This is a genomic window from Burkholderia sp. JKS000303 (assembly GCF_002563755.1).
GTDB lineage: Bacteria > Pseudomonadota > Gammaproteobacteria > Burkholderiales > Burkholderiaceae > Burkholderia > Burkholderia anthina_B.
This window is the reverse complement of the sequence record NZ_PDBZ01000005.1, coordinates 22736-42285: the sequence shown is the minus strand read 5'-3', so window position 1 is coordinate 42285 and position 19550 is coordinate 22736. Positions and strand designations below refer to the sequence as shown.

Here is a 19550-nt window from a genome sequence, read left to right as displayed (position 1 = left end):
TTTTTCAAACCTGCTGCGCGATGCTCAACGCACCATGCGGCACACCTTGTGATGGTGATGCTCGAAGTGGCACACGCGGTGCGGATGGGCTTCGGCGATGGCCGGCACGAGCACGGCTGCGGCAACGGCTGCTGCGGTCAGGGTCTTGAGTAGCGTCTTCATGTTGAGGTCCTGTCGTTGAGTATCGGATCACGGGAAGGGAAAGGCATTACCACTGCGACTGCGGCCGCTGATCGTCACGGCGGTCGTCGCGATGATCGTCACGCCCGCCGGGATGCTGTGCTTCCCAGTCGCGGCGCTCCCAGTAGCGGTGTCCGTCCCAGTAACGATCGCCATGCCAGCCGATCGTTACCTCGGCCGGGCCGGCAGGGTACGCAACGCACCCGGTCAGCATCACGCTCGACAGCGCGCCAACCATGACTGCGGATAACACGATGGTCTTCATGTTGTTCTCCCTTGGAAACGGCAACTCGATCGTACGAGCCCCCAAAATTTCACGTCGTAATAAGTTGCTACCGTAAATGACAAGGCAGCCCGCATCGTCGGCGGGTTGAAAGATCGTGTCGGCGTCGCGCAAGGCGGTCGCGCGATCGCGACATTCGCCGCATGCCATGCGCAATGCTGGTCGGGCGCGGATGTTCGATGCGTATCGGCCGCCGCGCGGTTCCTTTCAGTCGGAAAGCTACTCCGCACGCGCCGATCGACGACGGATACACATCCGCCCGGACGACGATTTCGCCAATTGATCAGACAAATCCAGATAAGCAGCAGGGGGATTGGGTAATGTGATTGAGAATGATTTGCGTTTACGTTAAATTGCGCTATCTCTGAATTGGACGGAGCAGAACGATGGCGATGGCGGAAGTGCTCGAACGGCCGGTAACGGCAACGGCAAACCCGTTCCTTGGCAGTTATCCGGACCTGCCGCCGCGCTCCGCGCCGCGTGCGAACCGGGCCGCGGAGCGGCAGGCGCAGGGCGCGCTGCTCGACGTGCTGATTTCCCATCGGGCGATGCTGGTCAACGTCGCGCGCGGCTTCGTCGGCTGCGCGAGCCGGGCCGAGGACGTCGTGCACGACGTGTTCGTGAAGCTCGTCGAATTCCCGAACCAGGATGCGGTGCGCCAGCCGGTCGCGTACGTGACGCGGATGGTGCGCAACGCGTCGATCGACGCGTGCCGCCGGCAAAGCCTCGAGAACGTCTATCACACGGAAGAGGACGATGGCTTCGACGTGCCGTCGCCGGAGCCGACGCCCGAAGCCGCGCTGCTGACGCGCGACACGCTGCGCCGCGTCTGGGCCGCGCTCGACGACCTGCCGGCGCGCAGCCGCGCGGCGTTCGAGATGGTGCGATTACGCGAGGAAACGCTGCAGACCGCGGCGCGCGCGCTGAACGTGTCGCAGACGCTTGTGCATTTCATGGTGCGCGACGCGGAGCGGCACTGCGCGGAATGCCTCGACGCGTGCCATCGCGGCGTCGCGTGCCCAGTGTTTCTCGGCGGTCGTGCGCGGCGGCGGTAAAAAATCGCGCCGGCCAATCGTCTTCAAGGCAGGAGCGGCCAATTCGGCAGTTCTCGACCGTTCGCCGCTTCGCCTCCTTCAACCGTCTTCCGCCTATTTCCGATCATGACGCAAGCCACGACGCCTTCCGCCGACATCGACGACCTGGTCCATACGGTCGTCATCAACGACGAAGAACAGTATTCGATCTGGCCGACGTTCCGGCCCGTGCCGGCCGGCTGGCGCGAGGTGGGCGTGCGCGGCACCAAGGCAGAGTGCCTCGCGCACATCGAAACCGTCTGGACCGACATGCGCCCGGCGAGCCTGCGCCGCGCGATGGACGGCGAGCGCGCATCGCGCGCGTCGTGACCCGCTGCGCCGCGTTTCCGGCGCACCACCTGAAGAGGACGTTGCATGACCCTGCTTTCGTTGCCGACGCTCGACGACCTGCGTATCGAGCCGGGGCTGCCCACCGTCGTGTCGCCGCGCAGCGCCGACGGCATGTCGATCGACGAGGTTGCGCCGCTCGCGCACGCCATCGTGGCCGACACGCTCGAACGGGCGGGCGGTGTGCTGTTCACGGGCTTTCACGTGCCGTCGATCGACGCGTTCCAGCAGTTCGCGGCATCGTTCGGCGATCCGCTGATCGGCTATGAATACGCGTCGACGCCGCGCAGCCAGGTCGAAGGCGCGGTCTACACGTCGACCGAATATCCGCCGCATCGCGCGATTCCGCTGCACAACGAGCAGTCGTACACGCGCGAATGGCCGCTGCGGATCTGGTTCCATTGCGCGCTGGCGGCGCCCAAGGGCGGCGCGACGCCGATCGCGAACAGCCGTACCGTCTATCGCGCGCTCGATCCGGCGCTGGTTGCGCGCTTCGAGCAGCGCGAGCTGCTGTACGTGCGCAACTTCGGCCAGGGGCTCGACCTGCCGTGGCAGCAGTCGTTCGGCACCGACGAACCGGCCGAGGTCGAACGGATGTGTGCGGTGCGCGGCATCGAATGCACCTGGCGCACCGACGACGACGGCGAGCTGCTGCTGCGCACCCGCGAACGCTGCCAGGCCGTCGCGCGTCACCCGCGCACGGGGGAGCGCGTGTGGTTCAACCAGGCGAACCTGTTTCACCTGTCCGCGCTCGACGACGACATGCAGGAAGCGCTCGTCGACGCGGTCGGGCTCGAGAACGTGCCGCGCAACGTGTACTACGGCGACGGCGCACCGCTCGAGGCCGACGCGCTCGCGGAGATCCGCGGCGTGCTCGATCGCCAGCGCATTGTGTTTCCGTGGCAGACGGGCGACGTGCTGATGCTCGACAACATGCTGACCGCGCATGCGCGCGACCCGTTCGAAGGGCCGCGCAAGGTCGTCGTCGCGATGGCGCAGAGTTACACGGCGACCGAATGGAGGACCGATGACGCGTAGTCCCGCCGCGCTTGCCGCGCGCGGGCTGACGGTGGGTTATCGCGACCATGTCGTGATCGACGGGCTGGACCTGTCGATCGCGGCCGGCCGCGTGACGGCGCTGTGCGGGCCGAACGGCTGCGGCAAGAGCACGCTGTTGCGCACGCTCGCCGGCCTGCAGCCCGCGCTTGCCGGGCAGGTCAACGTGAACGGCCAGCCGCTCGCGTCGTTTCGCCGTCGCGCGCTCGCGCGCGAGCTGACGATGCTCGCGCAGTTCAACCAGATTCCGTCGGGGCTCACCGTGCGCGAGCTCGTCGCCTACGGGCGCTATGCGTACGGCGGCTTCCTGCGCGGGCTGTCGCGCGCCGACCATGCGGCGATCGACGAGGCGCTCGACACGAGCGGCCTCGCGGGCGACGCGGAGCGAGACGTCGGCGCACTGTCGGGCGGCGAACGGCAGCGCGCGTGGATCGCGATGGCGCTCGCGCAGCAGGCGCCGATCGTGCTGCTCGACGAACCGACGACCTATCTCGACATCCATCACCAGCTCGACATCCTCGATGCGCTGCGCACGCTGAACCGCACGCGCGGGCTGACGATCGTGTGGGTGTTGCACGACCTGAACCAGGCGGCCGCGTACAGCGACGACATCGTGCTGATGCGGGCCGGCCGCCTCGTCGCGCAGGGCACGCCCGACGCGATGCTCGATCCCGCGCGGCTGCGTGCGGCGTTCGGCGTCGACATGCTGAAGCTCGCGCATCCGCAGACGGGCGCGCCGATGTGCGTGCCGGCCTACGGGCCGGTGGCGGCCGGCGCATCGCACGCGGCGGGCGCACTCGACCGGGACGTCGCGGTATGACGACGTTCGCGATACGCAAGCGCCTCGCGGCGAACGGGCAGGGCGCCGCGTCCGGGCGCCGGGCCGGCGCGCTTGCGCTCGGCCTCGTCGCGCTGATCGCGGTGCTGGCGGTACTGCGCGTGGCTCCCGACCTGCGGGTGTGGTGGAATGCGGCGCCGGGCAGCGATGCCGCCGCGCTCGCCCACGTGTTCCTGTTCGACCTCAATTTGCCGCGCGTCGCGGCCGCGCTCGTCGCGGGCGGCTGCCTCGGCATCGCCGGCGCGCTGTTCCAGTCGCTCACGCGCAATCCGCTGGCATCGCCCGATCTGCTCGGCGTGACGGGCGGCGCGCAGCTCGGGCTGCTGGCGGCGATGCTGGTCCCGGCGCTCGCGGGCGTTGCTTCGGTGCCGCTGCTGTTCGTCTGCGGGCTGATCGCCGCCACGTGCGCGATCGTCGCGGCCGGCGGCTGGCGCGCGACGCCGCTGCGGCTCGTGCTCGCCGGCAGCGTCTGCATGCTGCTGTTCGCCGCGCTGTCGACGCTCGTGCTTGCATTCTTCGAGCAGAACATCGCGGGCGCCGCGCTCTGGACCAACGGCAGCCTCTATCAACCGGGCGCGGCGGGGCTTGCACTCGCCGCGCGGTGGCTCGTCGTGCCGCTGGTCGCGCTGCCGTTCGTGATCCGGCCGCTGAATCCGCTCGCACTCGGCGACGACGCGGCGGCCGCGGCCGGCGTGCGCGTCGACGCGACGCGGCTCGCCGCGACGATCGTCGCGGTCGCGTTCACGAGCGTGGCTGTCAGCATCGCGGGTCCGCTGTCGTACGTCGGTCTCGTGGCGCCGAACCTGCTGCGTCAGGTGCGCGGCGCACGCGCGGCGCGGCTCGGCGTGCTGGTGCCGTTGTCCGCGCTCGTGGGTGGCGCGCTGGTGCTCGTCACCGACAGCGCCGTGCTCGCATCGGGCCTCGACGCGACGTTGTCGACCGGCGTCGCGATCGCGCTCGTCGGCACGCCGTTGATGCTCGCGATGATCCGGCGCGGTGCAGCGTGGTCGGGCGTGCTGCACGCGGAGGGCGAACGCGCGGCGGGCAGCGGCTCGACGCGCGTGGTCGGCTGGCTCGAACGGCTCGGCTGGCCGCTGCGTACGGGGCTGTTCGTCGCACTCGCCGTGCTCGCGGTGTTCGTCGGCGTGTCGGCCGGCCCCGAATGGTTGTCGCCCGCGCGCTGGTCCGCCGCGCTGTCGGGCCACGATGCCGTCGCGCGGATGATGATCGACCTGCGCATGCCGCGCTTGCTGTGCGCGCTTCTCGCGGGTGCGCTGCTCGCCGTGAGCGGCGTCGCGATGCAGAGCGTCGTGCGCAACCCGCTCGCCGGCCCCGAAGTGCTCGGCGTCACGCAGGGCGCGGGGCTCGTCACGCTGTTCGCGTTGTCGACGTGGCCGCTGATGGGGCACGTGACGCTCGCCGCGGCCGCGCTGATCGGCGGCGGCTTGTCGCTCGCGATCACGCTCGCGCTGAATCACCGGCATCGTTATGCGCCGCTGGCCGTCGCGCTGACCGGCATCGTGATCGGCGCGCTGTGGACCACGCTCGCGCAGTGGCTGATCACGCAGCAAAGCGTGCAGCCCGCGCGCTTCGTCGTCTGGCTCGTCGGCGGCACCTATGGCCGCAGCTGGGGCGAGGTGTCGATGCTGCTGCCATGGTGCGTGCTGGCGGTGCCCGTGTTCGCATGGCTCGCGCGGCCGCTCGACATGCTCGCGCTCGGCGACGACCAGGCGGCCGCGCTCGGCTTGCCGGTCGCCGCACTGCGGCCGCTTGCACTGACGATCGCCACGCTCGCCGCGTGCGCGGCCGTCGCGGCGGTCGGTCCGGTCGGTTTCATCGGGCTGATGGCGCCTCATGTCGCAACGATGCTCGGCGCCCGCCGGCACCGCACGCGCCTGTGGCTCGCGGCGGCATGCGGCGCATTGATTCTCGGCGTCGCCGATCTGGCGGCCCGCACCGTGGTCGCGCCGCGCGAAGTGCCGGCGGGCGTGCTGACCGCGCTGATCGGCGCACCGTATCTGCTCGGACTACTGATTCTCGAGGGGCGCCGCGCCCGGCGCGCGGGACGATGACGCCGGTGCTCGACGGCGCGCGCGCCACGCGGTTTTCGGCGTTCGCGCCGGCCGTGTTTGCCGAGCATCTCGACGTCGTGTGGCTCGGGATGCCCGCCGACGCCCATGCGGCGCCGGCACGCATCGTCGTGCCCGTCAGCGCGCTGCCCGAGCATCGCGACGCGGTGCTCGACGCGATGGTCCGTCACTACGGCGGCGACCCGGCGCGGCATGCGCGTGCGCTGATGTCGCAATGGAGCAAGTACTACTTCGGTCGTGCCGCGCCCGCCGGCGTGATCGCCGCGCTGACGCTCGGCCGGCCGCTCGACATGACGCCGGAGCGCACCTTCGTCGCACTCGACGACGGGATGCCTGCCGCGCTGTATTTCGCGCCGGACGCGCTCGGCGCGCCGTGCGATGAACCCGCATCGAGATACGCGGGGCTCGTCGCACACCTCGGCACGGTGATCGACCTGCTCGCGGCGATGGGTCGCGTGACGCCGCGCGTGCTGTGGAGCAACGCGGGCAACTTGCTCGACTATCTGCTCGACACGTACCGGTCGCTGCCGTGCAGCGCGGATCCGGTGCGCGATGCGGACTGGCTGTTCGGTGCGACCTGCATGCACGACGAGCCGAATCCGCTGCGTCTGCCGGTGCGCGATGCCGTGCCGCGCTCGTCGCTGCTGCCGACGCCGTTTCGCGCGCGCCGCGTGTGCTGCCTGCGCTATGAAATTCCTGGAGAAACGCAACTGTGTGGAAGCTGCCCCCTGCTACTGACGATGGACGACGCGGCGCTGGCCGGGCAGGACGCGATCCGGTGATGCATACCGGCCGCCGTCATGCGCTCGGCGCGCTGGCCGCGCTCGGCGCCGCGTGCTGCGGCGCGTTCGTCGTACCGAACGTCAGCGCGGCAGCCGCGGATGATGCACGCGGCACGACTTCGCAACCGGGCCGCTCGCTCGCCGGCAATCCGGTCGTGTCGCAGGCGAGCAAGACGATGCCGGTACGCCCGCAGCGCGTGGTCGCACTCGACTTCATGTTCGCGGAAAGCGTGATCGCGCTCGACATCGTGCCGGTCGGCATGGCCGACACCGCGTTCTATCCGGGCTGGCTCGGCTACGAGAGCGACCGGCTCGCGCATGTGACCGACATCGGCTCGCGACAGGAGCCGGGGCTCGAGGCGATCGCCGCGGTGAAGCCCGATCTGATCATCGGCGTCGGCTTCCGCCATGCGCCGATCTTCGACGCGCTCGACCGGATCGCGCCGACGATCCTGTTCCAGTTCAGCCCGAACGTGTCGGAAGACGGTGTGCCCGTCACGCAGCTCGACTGGATGCGGCAGATTTTCCGGACGATCGGCACCGTGACCGGCCGCGAAGCGCGTGCGCAGGCGGTCGACGCGCAGCTCGACGCGGGCATCGCGCGCAATGCGTCGCGGCTCAAGGCGGCCGGGCGCAGCGGCGAACGCATCGCACTACTTCAGGATCTCGGGTTGCCCGACCGTTACTGGGCCTATACGGGCAACAGCACGTCGGCGGGCCTCGCGCGTGCACTCGGGCTCGAACCGTGGCCGCGGAAGCCGACGCGCGAAGGTACGCTGTACGTGACGTCCGCCGACCTGCTCACGCAGCGCGACCTGGCCGTGCTGTTCGTCACCGCGACGGGGATGGACGTGCCGCTGTCCGCGAAACTCGATTCGCCGGTGTGGCGTTTCGTGCCGGCGTTGCGCGATCACCGGATCGCGCTGATCGAGCGCAACATCTGGGGGTTTGGCGGTCCGATGTCGGCGCTGAAGCTGGCCGACGTGATGGCCGATACGATGCTGAAGCTGCCGGCCGTGCGCCGAGCGCGCGACTGAATGCCGGCGGGCGGGGCAGCGGGTCGACGGGAAGGTGCTGTCATCGTCGTGCCGGATGAGTCGTATTGCGCTGGTGTCACGCACACGTCGGGCCGCATTCCCTTCCGCCGGACCTTCTGACCTTCCGATTTTTGATGCACCGCCCGCGCGCCGCAATTGCAGCATGCAGGCGGCAACCTCTTCACGCTTGCGCGCTCAACGCGTCGACGCCATTCCGCGCACGCGCGCGCGCAGGCGTCGTATCGCTGACGATCTGCCCGTTGTCGAGCTTCAGCAGCCGGTCGGCGAGATCGAAATAGCGGTCGTCGTGCGTGATCACGATCACGGCCTTGCCGCGGGCACGCAGCTCGGGTAGCAACTGCTCGTAGAACACGGCCTTGAACGACGGATCCTGGTCGGCCGCCCATTCGTCGAACAGGTAGAACGGTCGATCTTCCAGATACGCGACGACGAGCGCGAGCCGCTTGCGCTGCCCGGTCGACAGCGCACGGTTCGAGAACGCGCCGTCGACGACCTTCACCTTGTGGTCGAGCGCGAGCTTCGCGACGAGCGCGTTCGCGCGTGCGTCGGCCTGCGCACGCTGCGGATCGTCCGGATCGACGATGCCGAGCAGCGCATCGAACAGGTGGAAATCGTTGAACACCGCGCTGAAGCGCTGCCGGTACGCGGCACGCTCGCGCCAGCCGATCGTGCGGCCGTCGACCTCGATCGCGCCTTCTTCGGGCTCGTAAAGCCCCGTCAGTACCTTCGCGAGCGTCGTCTTGCCGCTGCCGTTGCCGCCGACGATGAACACGAGCTCGCCCGGCTGGATCGTCAGGTTGATCGGCCCGATCCGGAACATCCGTTCGTCGCGTTCGTGGAAATACGCATGCGTGACGTCGCGCAGCGTGACCGCGCCCGCAGGCGGCACGTCGGGCGCGTCGCTGGCCGGCGGCACCGTGCGCAGCGCGCCGAATTCGGCCATCACGCTTTCGATCCGCCCGAGCGACACGCGCGCCGCGTTGACGGTCGGCAGGTTGTTCAGCAGTCCGTCGAGCGGCACCAGCATGAACAGGAACACGACGACGTAGCCGGCCGCGGTGCCGGCATCGGCATGCACGCCGAGCTGCGGCCAGAACGCCGCCGCGCCGAGGAACACGTAGAACAGGAAGATGATCCAGCCGACGCCGACCGCATATGCGCTGAACGCGCGGCGGCGGTGATCGCGCACCTCGCCGATCGCGGCGCCGAGCTGGCCGTCGACGAACTGGCGCGCGCGCGCGTCATGCAGCTTCAGCTCCTTCGCGCCGGAGAACAGCGAGCCGAGATAACCGAACAGGCGATCCTGCGCGTGGCCGGCCGCTTCGAGCGACGCGATCGCGCGCCGGTCGCCGGTGTGATAGCCGAGCGAGCCCGCGACGATCGCGGTGAGTGCCAGCAGGCACACGGGCCACGACAGCCACGCGAGGTAGCCGAGGCAGCCGAACACGATCGAACCGTGCATCACCAGGTTCGGCAGCGCGAAGAACAGCATCGACACGTTGGTTGCGTCGTCGGTCAGCACCGACTGCACGGGGGCGGCGCCGATCCGCTCGATGTCGCGCAGCTCGGCCGCGCCGACGCGCCGCGCGAGGTGCACGCGCAGCCGCGCCATCGTGTCCTGCGACAGTCGCGCGAACAGCGTGCCCGACACGATGCGCGTGACGAGCGCGATCACGGCGCACAGCGCGAAGCGCCACGCGAGCGACGCGTCGGCTGCGCCGGGCTGCGCGAGCGCGCGGTTCAGCGTCGCGACGAGCAACACGCTCGCGACGCCGTTGAGCACGCAGGCGACGAGCGCAAGCGCGAGCGATGCGCGGCTTTCGCGCAGCAGCGCGAGGATCAGGCGCGCCGCGGGGCGGCCGGGGGAGGCGTCGAGGGACGGCGGGGAAGAAGGCTCGTGGGCGGCTGTCATCGGCAACGTCGGTAATAAGAGGGCAGGCGAAGCATGCGGAAACGGAACAACTGACGCGAAGGCAGCGCACGAGCACGGGCCCGGTTGCGGCCTTCCTTCCTGATAGACGAACGGGCCGCGCAAATATTTAGCGATTCCTTCAAGAAAACGGGCCCGTGCGCGATTTGCACGCAAAACGGTAAAAAATCGGCCGCGCCGTTCGTCACACCAGTGAAGCCGCCCAAAGCGGCCCCGAGACTTGGCCGAAGCGGCCGGACCGAAGGACTTCACGCACATGACGAGTTTCCCGACTGCGCTGCATCACCGAATCCGCGACCTGGCGCGCGTTGCGCCCGACGCACCCGCGCTCGCCGCGACTTTCCAGAACGACCTGCGCCTGTCGCGCGGCGCGCTCGACGCGCGTGCGTCGCAGCTTGCCCGCCAGCTGCGTGCGGCCGGCGTCGGCGCCGAAGTGCGGGTCGGCGTGTGCGTCGAACGCTCGTGCGAGCTGTTCGTCGCGTTGCTGGCCGTGCTGAAGGCGGGCGGCGTATTCGTGCCGCTCGATCCGCGCCATCCGGCCGCGCGCCTCGACTGGATCGTGCAGGACGCGCAACTGCGGCACGGGATCGTCGATGCGGCGGGCCGTGCGGCGCTCGGCACGCCGTTCGAGCATGCGTTCGAGGCGACGGCCGTGGCAGTCGACGGCGCGAATGCCGCAGCCTTCGACGATCACGAAGACGCGCCGGTGCATCCGCGCTCGGCTGCCTACATGATCTATACGTCGGGTTCGACCGGCACGCCGAAGGCGGTCGTCGTCGAGCACGGGCCGCTCGCCGCGCACTGCGACGCGCTTGCGGCCGCGCTGCCGATCGAGCGCGGCGACTGCCTGCTGCATTTCGCGTCGGTCAATTTCGACGCCGCGCACGAATGCTGGCTCGCACCGCTCGCGGTCGGCGCCAACGTGACGATTGCGCCGCCGCAGCCGTTCGCGCCGGATGCCGCACATGCGCTGATGGTGCGCGAGTCGGTCAACGTCGCCGCGTTCCCGCCGGCGTATCTGCGCGAATTCGCGGCCGTCGCCGCGCGCGATGGCGTGCCGCCGGCATTGCGCGTGCTCGCGTTCGGCGGCGAAGCGCTGCCGCAGCAGGCGTTCGAATTCGTGCGACAGACGTTCCCGTCGGTACGCCTGATCAATGGTTATGGGCCGACCGAGGCCGTGATCTCGCCGATGCTGTGGCCGGTCGAGCCGGGCGAAACGCCGGCGCTCGCGGCGGACGATGCGTATGCGTCGCTGCCGATCGGTCGCGTGATCGGCCCGCGCGTCGCGCGTATCGATGGCGACGAAGCGGGCGAGTTGCTACTCGGCGGCGTATGTGTTGCGCGCGGCTATCACGGTCGTCCGGCATTGACGGCCGAGCGCTTCATTCCCGACGCGGACGGCGAGCCGGGTGCGCGCGTATATCGCACCGGCGACCTTGCACGCGTGCGCGCCGACGGTGCATTCGATTACCTCGGCCGTCTCGACGATCAGGTTCAGGTGCGCGGTGTGCGCGTGGAGCCCGCGGAAATCGCCGCGTGCCTGCGCACGCATCCGGCCGTTGCCGATGCGGCCGTGATCGCCGAAACCGGCAACGGGCCGACGCGGCTGATCGCGTGCGTCGCGCTACGCGCGGCTGCCGACGATGCGCTGCTGAAGGCGCACGTGGGCGCGCAATTGCCCGCAGCGTGGCAACCGCACCGGTTCGTCCGGTGCGACGCGCTGCCGTATACGCTGAACGGCAAGATTGATCGTGCCGTGCTGCGCGAGCGCATTGCCGCCGCCCGCGATACGGCGCAACACGCGGGCGACGCGCCGCACACGCCGACCGAGCAACAGATCGCCAGTGTCTGGCAGACGCTGCTGGGTCTCGATGTCATTCCGTCGCGCGCCGATCGCTTCTTCGCGCTCGGTGCCGATTCGCTGGCCGCGATGCAGCTTCAGGCTGCGATTCGTGCTGCTTTGCGCGTGAACCTGCGCCTCGACACGCTGTTCGCCGATCCGTCGCTTGCCGAGCTGGCTGCGCACGTCGATCGCGCGGAACGCGAAACGGGCGCGCCGCTGGTTGCGATCTCCGCACGTCGCACCGCGGCCGATGCCGCTACATCGGCCGCACACTACGTCGACCGCGCGGCATCGCTCGCACAGCAACGTTTCTGGGTGCTTGCGCAAACGCGCGATGCAAGCGCCGCCTATCACATCGCCGCACACTGGACGATCGACGGCGCGCTCGACCGCGACGCGCTGCAGCGCGCGCTCGACCACGTGATCGGACGGCACGAAGCATGGCGCACGACGCTCGTCGACAACGACGACGGCATCGTAATACAGCGTATCCACGCACACCTGCCGGTTGCGATCGCCACACTGGACCTGCGCACGCAACCGCCGGCTGCGCGCGATGCGCAAGCCACGCGCGTGGCTGAACGCGATGCGGGCGCGCCGTTCGATCTGTCGGGCGGGCCGCTGCTGCGCGCGACGCTTCTCGTGCTCGCCGACGATCGCCACCGGCTGCTGCTGACCGCACACCACGCGATCACCGACGGCTGGAGCTCGCGCTGCGCGTTCGACGAACTGTCGGCCGCGTACCGTGCGTATGCGGAAGGCCGCGAACCGTCGTTGCCCGGGTTGCCGATCCAGTACGCGGACTATGCGGACTGGCAGCGCGACATGCTTGCCGGCGGCGAGGGCGAACGACAGCTCGACTACTGGCGCGGTGCATTGCGCGACGTGCCGGGCCCGCTGGCGCTGCCGGTCGACCGGCAGCCGGGCGCGACGCGCACGCTGCAGGGCGCACGCGTGTCGGTCCGCGTGCCCGACGCGGTTGCAGCCGACGTGCGGCGTCTCGCACGCGATGCGCAGGCCACGGTCTTCACCGTGCTGCTGGCCGCGCTCGACGCATGGCTGGCGCGCGTGACCGGCGAGACGGACGTGGTCGTCGCGGTGCCGGTCGCGCATCGCCAGCGCCCGGAAACCGGCGCGCTGCTCGGACTGTTCCTGAATACCGTGGCGCTGCGCGTACGCGTGGCGCCGACGCAGCCGTTCCGCGCGCTCGTCGATGCCGCACGCGCGGCGGCGCTCGATGCGGTCGCGCATCAGGACGTGCCGTTCGAGCGTGTGGTCGATGCGGTGAAGCCGCCCGTCAAGCGCGGCGACGAATGGCTGCGCGTGAAATTCGCGCAGCAGTTCGATGCGCGTCACGACAGCGTGCTGCCGGGCGCGACCGCCGTGGCGACGCCGGGCCCCGATCTTGCCGCGCGCTTCGACTTCGCGCTGGATTTCACCGACGACGCGAACGGCATCGAACTGGTCGCCGCATACGCGACCGACTGCATCGATGCGGATACCGCGCGCGCATGGCTCGACAGCTATGCGGCGCTGGTCGCGGCCGCCGCACACGAACCGCAGCGCACGACGGCCGCATTGCCGTGCGATGCGTCGCCGGTATCGCGCCAGCCGCGTGACGGCCGGGCGTTGCGTGTCGAGCATGCGGATATCGTCGCCGCGTTCGCGCGACAGGCGGCTGCCTATCCGCATCGCGTCGCGCTCGCCGATGCATCGGCAGCGCTGACGTTCGCCGAACTCGACGACACGTCGAACCGGATCGCACACGCACTGAAACTGCGCGGCGTAACGGCCGAGGCGCCCGTGATCGTCTGCGTCGAGCGTTCGGCCCGCTTCGTCGTCGGCCTGCTCGGTGCGCTGAAAGCCGGTGCGCTGGCTGTGCTGCTCGATCCGGCGCAGCCGGCCGCACGGCTGGCCGCGGCCGCCGCCGATTGCGGTGCGCGCTGGGCGCTCGTCGCGGACACGGCCGCGTGGCCGACCGGCAGCGCCACGCAGCCGCTCGACGTCGATACGCTCGCGCAGGACGCGACGCTCGCCCATGCGGCCGGCGTACGTGTCGCGCCGCATCCCGAACAGGGCGCCTATCTGATCTATACGTCGGGCTCGACCGGCACGCCGAAGGGCGTCGTCGTGTCGCACGGCGCACTGGCCGACTACGTGCAGGGCATGCTCGACGAACTCGCGTTCGCACCGGACGCGTCGTTCGCGATGGTGTCGACCGTCGCGGCCGACCTCGGCCACACGACGCTGTTCGGCGCGCTGTGCGCGGGCCGCACGCTGCATCTGCTGCCGGCCGCATGCGCGTTCGACCCGGACCTGTTCGCCGACGAAATGCGTCGTCGCGACGTCGGCGTGTTGAAGATCGTGCCGAGCCACCTGCAGGCGCTGCTCGATGCGCGCGTGCCGGCCGACGTACTGCCGCGCCACGCGCTCGTGACCGGCGGCGAAACGCTGACGTGGGCGCTCGTCGCGCGCCTGGCCGCGCTCGCGCCGGCCTGCCGCGTGATCAACCATTACGGTCCGACCGAAGCGACGGTCGGCGCGATCGCGTGCGACACCGCGTCGATTGCCGCCGACGCGCGCGATCCGGCCAGCGGCGTACCGCTCGGCGCACCGCTGCCGAATGCGCGCGCGCTGGTGCTCGACGCGTTCGGCGCATGCGTGCCGGCAGGCGCGACGGGCGAACTGTATCTGGGCGGGCCGGGCGTCGCGCGCGGCTACCTGAACCGGCCGGCACAGACCGCCGAGCGCTTCGTGCCCGATCCGTTCACGCCCGGCGCACGCCTGTATCGCACCGGCGACCGTGTGCGTCTGCGCGCGGACGGCCGGATCGCCTTCCTTGGGCGCATCGACGATCAAGTGAAAATTCGCGGCTACCGCGTCGAACCGGGCGAAGTGAGCGCGGCGGTACGCGCAGCGGGCCCGATCGCGCAGGCCGAAACGCTCGCGATCGAGCACGACGGCCGCCTGCGGCTCGCGACGTTCGTCGTGATGCGCGACGGCGCGGCATTCGACGAAGCTGCCGTGCGTTCGGCCCTCGGGGCGACGTTGCCTGACTACATGGTGCCAGCGCGATTCGTCGCACTCGCGCGCCTGCCGGTCACTGCGAACGGCAAGATTGATCGCGCGGCGCTGCGCGAGCTGGCCGTCGTGCCGGTGACGGTTGCGTCGGGCGACGCGCCGCAGGGCCCGGTCGAAACCGCGCTCGCGGAAGTGTGGCAAGCGGTGTTGAAAGCACCGCGCGTCGGCCGCGACGACAACTTCTTCGAACTCGGCGGCGACTCGATCCTCGTGCTGCAGGTGATCGCACGCGCTCGCAAGCGCGGCGTGCGCTTCACGCCGAAGCAACTGTTCGACGGCCCGACGGTCGCCGAGCTCGCGCGTATCGCGAAGACGGAGGAGGTGGCCGCAGCAACGCCGACTTCAGCGCCGGCTGCACCGGCTGCCACGGCAATCCTGACACCGGCGCAGCAGCGCTTCTTCGCGCTCGATGTGCCGCATCCGGGCCACTGGAACCAGTCGGTCGCGTTCGACGTGCGCGGCCCGTTCGACGCCGATGCCTTCGCACGCGCATTCGACGCACTGCTCACGCAGCACGACGCATTCCGGCAGCGCTTTGCGCGCGACGCGAACGGCAACTGGCATGCAAGCGAGGCGGCGAAGCCGTACGACGCGCTGCCGTTCGTCGAAGTCGCGGCACGCGACGAAGCCGACGCACTGGCGCGCTTCGACGCGCTGCAGCGCCGCCTTGATCTGGGCCGCGGGCCACTCGCGTGCGCATGCGCGGCACGGCTTCCTGATGGTTCGACGCAGCTCTATCTGGCGATTCATCATGCGATCGTCGACGGCGTATCGTGGCGCATCCTGCTCGACGATCTCGACTCGGCCTATCGCGCCGCAGGCGAGCGCGCGCCGGTGCGCCTGTCGCAGCCGGGCCTGCGTGCGGACGCATGGGCCGCGCGCCTGGCACGCGCCGCGACGGACCCGGCATCGCCGTTCGCCGCCGAAACCGCGTACTGGGCCGGGATGGCGCCGGGCGACGACCTCGTACCCGATCATCCCGATGCACCGGCGACGAACGCCGATGCAGCCGTCGTCGTGCAGACGATCGACGCGGCACTGACCCGTGCGGCGCTGACCGATGCGCACGCCGCGTATCGCACGCAGACGATCGAACTGCTGGGCGCGGCGCTCGCGCTGGCGCTGACGGAAGCCAACGGCGCCGCTTCGTGCCGCGTCGAACTCGAAGGACACGGCCGCGAGGCGCTGTTCGACGATGCGGACGCAAGCCGCACGATCGGCTGGCTGACGAGCCACTATCCGGTGACGCTGCCGGTCGACGCGACCGCGCGCGACACGCTGTGCGCAGTCAAGGACACGCTGCGCGCGGTGCCGCACAAGGGGCTCGGCTTCGGCGTGCTCGCGCACTACGGCGATGCGGCGACGCGCGCGGCGCTGGCCGCCGTACCGCGTCCGCGCGTGACGTTCAACTATCTCGGCCAGTTCGACGCGCCGCGTGACGCGACGCTCGTGCCGCGCTTCGGCGGCACCGGCACCGAGCGCGACCCACAAGGGCCGCTCGGCAACACGCTCGCGATTCACGCGTATCTGGATACCGATCGCGACGGCGCCCGCACGCTCAAGGTGCACTGGGTGTACGGCGCACCGCAATTCGAACGCGCGACGATCGACGCATTCGCCGAACGCTTTGCGAACGCGCTGCGCGCACTTGCCGATGCTTGCGCATCGCGTGTCGCGCATCGCGGCGGCGGAGCGACGCCGGGCGATTTCCCGCTCGCGCAGACGGCCGGTCTCACGCAGGCCGCGATCGAGCGCGCGCCGCTCGACTGGCGCACGATCGACGATGTCTATCCGCTGTCGCCGATGCAGCAGGGGATCCTGTTCCATGCGTTGTTCGCGCCCGGCCACGCAAGCTACGTGAACCAGCTCGTCGCGACCGCGACGGCGCTCGATGCCGACCGGCTCGCAGCCGCGTTCGCCGCGTCGGTCGCGCGCCACGACATCCTGCGCACCAGCGTGATGCCCGACGAAGCGGCGCCGCTGCAATGCGTGCATCGCCATGCGCAGATGCCGGTCGAACAGCTCGACTGGCGTACGCACGGCGACACACTCGACGCCGATTTCGACGCTTGGCTCGCAGCCGACCGCGCACGCGGCTTCGACTGGCGCGAGCCGCCGCTGATGCGGCTCACGCTGATCCGCATGACCGACGACGCATGGCGCGTCGTGTGGACGCGCCACCATGTGCTGCTGGACGGCTGGAGCACCGCGCGCCTGCTCGCGGACGTGCTGCGCGACTATCGCGACCCCGATGCGGTGTCGCCGTTCGCGAGCCGCCCGGCGCTGCGCTATCGCGACTTCATCGCGTGGCTCGGCACGCGCGACCGCGACGCGGACGAACGTTTCTGGACCGACCGGCTCGCGCGCCTCGACGCGCCGACGCTGATCGCCGAGCGCGCGGCCGACCGTGCGGATGCCGAAATGGTCACGTGGCGTGCGACGCTCGACGCGAATGCGCTGACACGGGTCGCGCACACCGCGCGTGCGCTTAAGCTGACCGTGAACACGCTGGTGCAGGGCGCCTGGGCGCTCGCGTTGCAGCGCATGACGCATCAGCCGGCCGTCGCGTTCGGCGCGACCGTCGCGGGTCGTCCCGATGCGCTCGCGGACGTCGACACGGTGCTCGGTCTTTTCATCAACACACTGCCGGTGATCACGACGCCTGCGCCGCAACTGCGCGCGGTCGACTGGCTGCAGGCGCTGCAGCGCGACAACGCAGCGGCTGCGGAGCATGCGCACACGCCGCTGGCCGATATCCAGCGCTGGGCGCGCGGCGCCGGCGGCGCACTGTTCGACACGCTGGTTGTATTCGAGAACTACCCGGTCGACGACACGGCGCGCGACGCCGATCCGCGCGCACTCGCACTGAGCGACGTGCGCAGCATCGAATCGACCGATTTCGCGCTGACGCTCGTGATCGAAAGCGGCGTCGAGCTGACGATCGACTATGGCTACGACGCCGCACGCGTCGATGCGCGGCAGGTCGAAACCTGGCACCGCGCTTTCGCCTGTGCGCTCGACGCGCTGGCCCGCACGCCGGATGCGCTGCTCGGCACGCTGTCGATCGTGGACGATGCGGCACGCGACGCGTTGGCTCGCGCGCAGCACACCGCACAAACGTGGCCGGACGCGCAGCGCCAGCCGCTGCATCGGCAATTCGCCGATGCAGCACGCGCGACGCCGGACGCGATCGCGCTCGAATACGCGGACTCGCATGGCCGCGTGCAACGCGCGACTTATCGTGAACTCGACCTGAGCACGTCGCGCGTCGCCGCCGCATTGCGCCGGCGCGGCGTGCGGCCCGACACGCCGGTCGCGCTGTGCGTCGAGCGCTCGTTCGACATGGTGACGGCGCTCGTCGGCGTGCTGAAGGCAGGCGCCGCGTACCTGCCGATCGATCCCGACTATCCGGCCGAGCGCGTCGCGTACCTGCTGCAGGACGCTCGCCCGGCCGTCGTGATCACGCAGGCCCATCTGCGCGAGCAGGTCGAGGCAGCCCTCGGCGAAGGCGCGACGACCCAACTGCTGACGGTGGCCGATCTGCTCGCCGACGAACCGGGCGAGCTGCCCGCCGGCGTCGCGACCGACATCGACGATGCGCAGCTCGCATACCTGATCTACACGTCCGGCTCGACCGGCAAGCCGAAAGGCGCCGGCAACACGCACGGCGCACTCGCGAACCGGATCGCGTGGATGCAGCACGCATACCGGCTCACGCGCGACGACGTCGTGCTGCACAAGACGCCGTTCGGTTTCGACGTGTCGGTATGGGAATTCGTGTGGCCGCTTGCGCTCGGCGCGAAGCTCGCGATCGCGGCACCCGGCGACCACCGCGATCCGGCACGCCTCGCGGCCGCGATCCACGCGCACGGCGTGACGGTGCTGCACTTCGTACCGTCGATGCTCGCCGCATTCGCCGCGTATCTCGACGATTTCCCGGCCGCCGCGCAATGCGACAGCGTGCGCCTGATCGTCGCGAGCGGCGAGGCGCTTGCGCCCGAGCTCGTCGCGAAGGTCGCTCGGCTGCTGCCGAACGCGACGCTCGTGAACCTGTACGGGCCGACGGAAGCCGCGATCGACGTGTCGCACTGGACCTGCGGCCCCGACGACGCGAACGCAATCGCGGTGCCGATCGGCCATCCGATCGCGAACCTGCAACTGCACGTGCTCGACGCTGCGTGGCAGCCGGTACCGTCCGGCGCGACCGGAGAACTGTATCTGGCCGGCGCGGGCCTCGCGCGCGGCTATCTCGGCCGCCCGGGGCTGACCGCCGAGCGCTTCGTGCCCGATCCGTTCGTGCCGGGCGCGCGCATGTACCGCACCGGCGACCTCGCGCGGCGTCGTGCCGACGGCGCGCTCGACTACTTGGGCCGCGTCGACACGCAGGTGAAGCTGCGCGGCCAGCGGATCGAACCGGGCGAAATCGAGGCGTTGCTGCGTGCGGCGCCGGGCGTGCACGACGCGGTCGTGATCGTGCGCGACGAGCAGCTGATCGCTTATGTCGCACGCGGCGACGCGGGTCCGCTCGACCGCGCGGCGCTGCTCGATGCGTTGCGTGCGCAACTGCCGGCGTACATGGTGCCGTCGCAACTGGTCGAGCTCGACGCATTGCCGGTCACGCCGAACGGCAAGTGCGACCGTCATGCGTTACCCGCGCCGGTGCGTGAAGCGGCGGCAGCGGTCGAACTCGCCACCGACACCGAGCGCGCGCTCGCGGCGATCTGGCAACGCGTGCTGCACGTGGACACGCTCGGCCGCGACGACGATTTCTTCCTGCTCGGCGGCCACTCGCTGCTCGCGACGCAGGCGCATGCGCAGGCGAACCTGCACTGGGGCCTCACGCTGCCGCTGCGCACGCTGTTCGACACCCGCACGCTCGCACGCTGCGCGGAAGCGATCGATGCGGCCTGCACGGCGCGCGGCGAGACCGATGCGGCGAGCGCGATCGACGCGCTGCTCGGCGAACTGGAAACCCAATAAGGACGACG

The 19550-nt window shown here is 70.3% G+C and carries 11 protein-coding genes; 8 read left to right on the top strand and 3 right to left on the bottom strand.

Features of this window, described 5'->3' with window-relative positions; translation table 11 throughout:
• Positions 1 to 24: 24 nt before the first annotated feature.
• Together BX604_RS39265 and BX604_RS36480 are read right to left on the bottom strand one after the other, a co-directional pair.
• Positions 25 to 162, bottom strand: a complete 138-nt coding sequence (locus BX604_RS39265) for an HHHH-motif protein (RefSeq protein WP_175688136.1) — start codon at positions 160 to 162, stop codon at positions 25 to 27.
• Between the two features lie 46 nt (positions 163 to 208).
• Positions 209 to 445, bottom strand: coding sequence for a hypothetical protein (locus BX604_RS36480; protein WP_098556665.1), 237 nt, complete (start codon positions 443 to 445; stop codon positions 209 to 211).
• A gap of 404 nt (positions 446 to 849) precedes the next feature.
• On the opposite strand from BX604_RS36480, the gene BX604_RS36470 reads away from it, so the two are divergent.
• From BX604_RS36470 to BX604_RS36440, 7 genes are all read left to right on the top strand, one after another.
• Positions 850 to 1518, top strand: a complete 669-nt coding sequence (locus BX604_RS36470) for an RNA polymerase factor sigma-70 (protein ID WP_098556661.1) — start codon at positions 850 to 852, stop codon at positions 1516 to 1518.
• Positions 1519 to 1623: 105 nt separating this feature from the next.
• Positions 1624 to 1866, top strand: a complete 243-nt coding sequence (locus BX604_RS36465) for an MbtH family protein (protein WP_098556659.1) — start codon at positions 1624 to 1626, stop codon at positions 1864 to 1866.
• A gap of 45 nt (positions 1867 to 1911) precedes the next feature.
• Positions 1912 to 2922, top strand: coding sequence for a TauD/TfdA family dioxygenase (locus BX604_RS36460; protein ID WP_098556657.1), 1011 nt, complete (start codon positions 1912 to 1914; stop codon positions 2920 to 2922).
• Positions 2912 to 3760 (top strand): ABC transporter ATP-binding protein, encoded by an 849-nt coding sequence (locus BX604_RS36455; protein WP_098556655.1) that lies wholly within the window; start codon positions 2912 to 2914, stop codon positions 3758 to 3760. The genes BX604_RS36460 and BX604_RS36455 overlap by 11 nt, the downstream gene beginning before the upstream one ends.
• Positions 3757 to 5850, top strand: coding sequence for a Fe(3+)-hydroxamate ABC transporter permease FhuB (gene fhuB, locus BX604_RS36450; protein WP_098556653.1), 2094 nt, complete (start codon positions 3757 to 3759; stop codon positions 5848 to 5850). Before BX604_RS36455 ends, fhuB begins: the two co-directional genes overlap by 4 nt.
• Positions 5847 to 6650: a siderophore-iron reductase FhuF gene (gene fhuF, locus BX604_RS36445; protein ID WP_098556651.1), complete on the top strand. Its 804-nt coding sequence runs from the start codon at positions 5847 to 5849 to the stop codon at positions 6648 to 6650. Before fhuB ends, fhuF begins: the two co-directional genes overlap by 4 nt.
• Positions 6647 to 7687, top strand: coding sequence for an ABC transporter substrate-binding protein (locus BX604_RS36440; protein WP_098556649.1), 1041 nt, complete (start codon positions 6647 to 6649; stop codon positions 7685 to 7687). The genes fhuF and BX604_RS36440 overlap by 4 nt, the downstream gene beginning before the upstream one ends.
• A gap of 181 nt (positions 7688 to 7868) precedes the next feature.
• On the opposite strand, the gene BX604_RS36435 is transcribed toward BX604_RS36440, so the two are convergent.
• Positions 7869 to 9620, bottom strand: coding sequence for a cyclic peptide export ABC transporter (locus tag BX604_RS36435; RefSeq protein ID WP_098556647.1), 1752 nt, complete (start codon positions 9618 to 9620; stop codon positions 7869 to 7871).
• 274 nt (positions 9621 to 9894) lie between these two features.
• Between BX604_RS36435 and BX604_RS36430 the strand changes: the two genes are divergently transcribed.
• The gene (locus BX604_RS36430; protein ID WP_098557123.1) at positions 9895 to 19542 is read left to right on the top strand and encodes a non-ribosomal peptide synthetase; all 9648 of its coding nucleotides are present in this window, start codon (positions 9895 to 9897) and stop codon (positions 19540 to 19542) included.
• Positions 19543 to 19550: the final 8 nt, after the last annotated feature.

Bases quoted from the DNA above. Each gene is read 5' to 3' on its own strand.
- BX604_RS39265 (WP_175688136.1), bottom strand. From the start codon at position 162: ATGAAGACGCTACTCAAGACCCTGACCGCAGCAGCCGTTGCCGCAGCC.
- BX604_RS36480 (WP_098556665.1), bottom strand. From the start codon at position 445: ATGAAGACCATCGTGTTATCCGCAGTCATGGTTGGCGCGCTGTCGAGC.
- BX604_RS36470 (WP_098556661.1), top strand. From the start codon at position 850: ATGGCGATGGCGGAAGTGCTCGAACGGCCGGTAACGGCAACGGCAAAC.
- BX604_RS36465 (WP_098556659.1), top strand. From the start codon at position 1,624: ATGACGCAAGCCACGACGCCTTCCGCCGACATCGACGACCTGGTCCAT.
- BX604_RS36460 (WP_098556657.1), top strand. From the start codon at position 1,912: ATGACCCTGCTTTCGTTGCCGACGCTCGACGACCTGCGTATCGAGCCG.
- BX604_RS36455 (WP_098556655.1), top strand. From the start codon at position 2,912: ATGACGCGTAGTCCCGCCGCGCTTGCCGCGCGCGGGCTGACGGTGGGT.
- fhuB (WP_098556653.1), top strand. From the start codon at position 3,757: ATGACGACGTTCGCGATACGCAAGCGCCTCGCGGCGAACGGGCAGGGC.
- fhuF (WP_098556651.1), top strand. From the start codon at position 5,847: ATGACGCCGGTGCTCGACGGCGCGCGCGCCACGCGGTTTTCGGCGTTC.
- BX604_RS36435 (WP_098556647.1), bottom strand. From the start codon at position 9,620: ATGACAGCCGCCCACGAGCCTTCTTCCCCGCCGTCCCTCGACGCCTCC.
- BX604_RS36430 (WP_098557123.1), top strand. From the start codon at position 9,895: ATGACGAGTTTCCCGACTGCGCTGCATCACCGAATCCGCGACCTGGCG.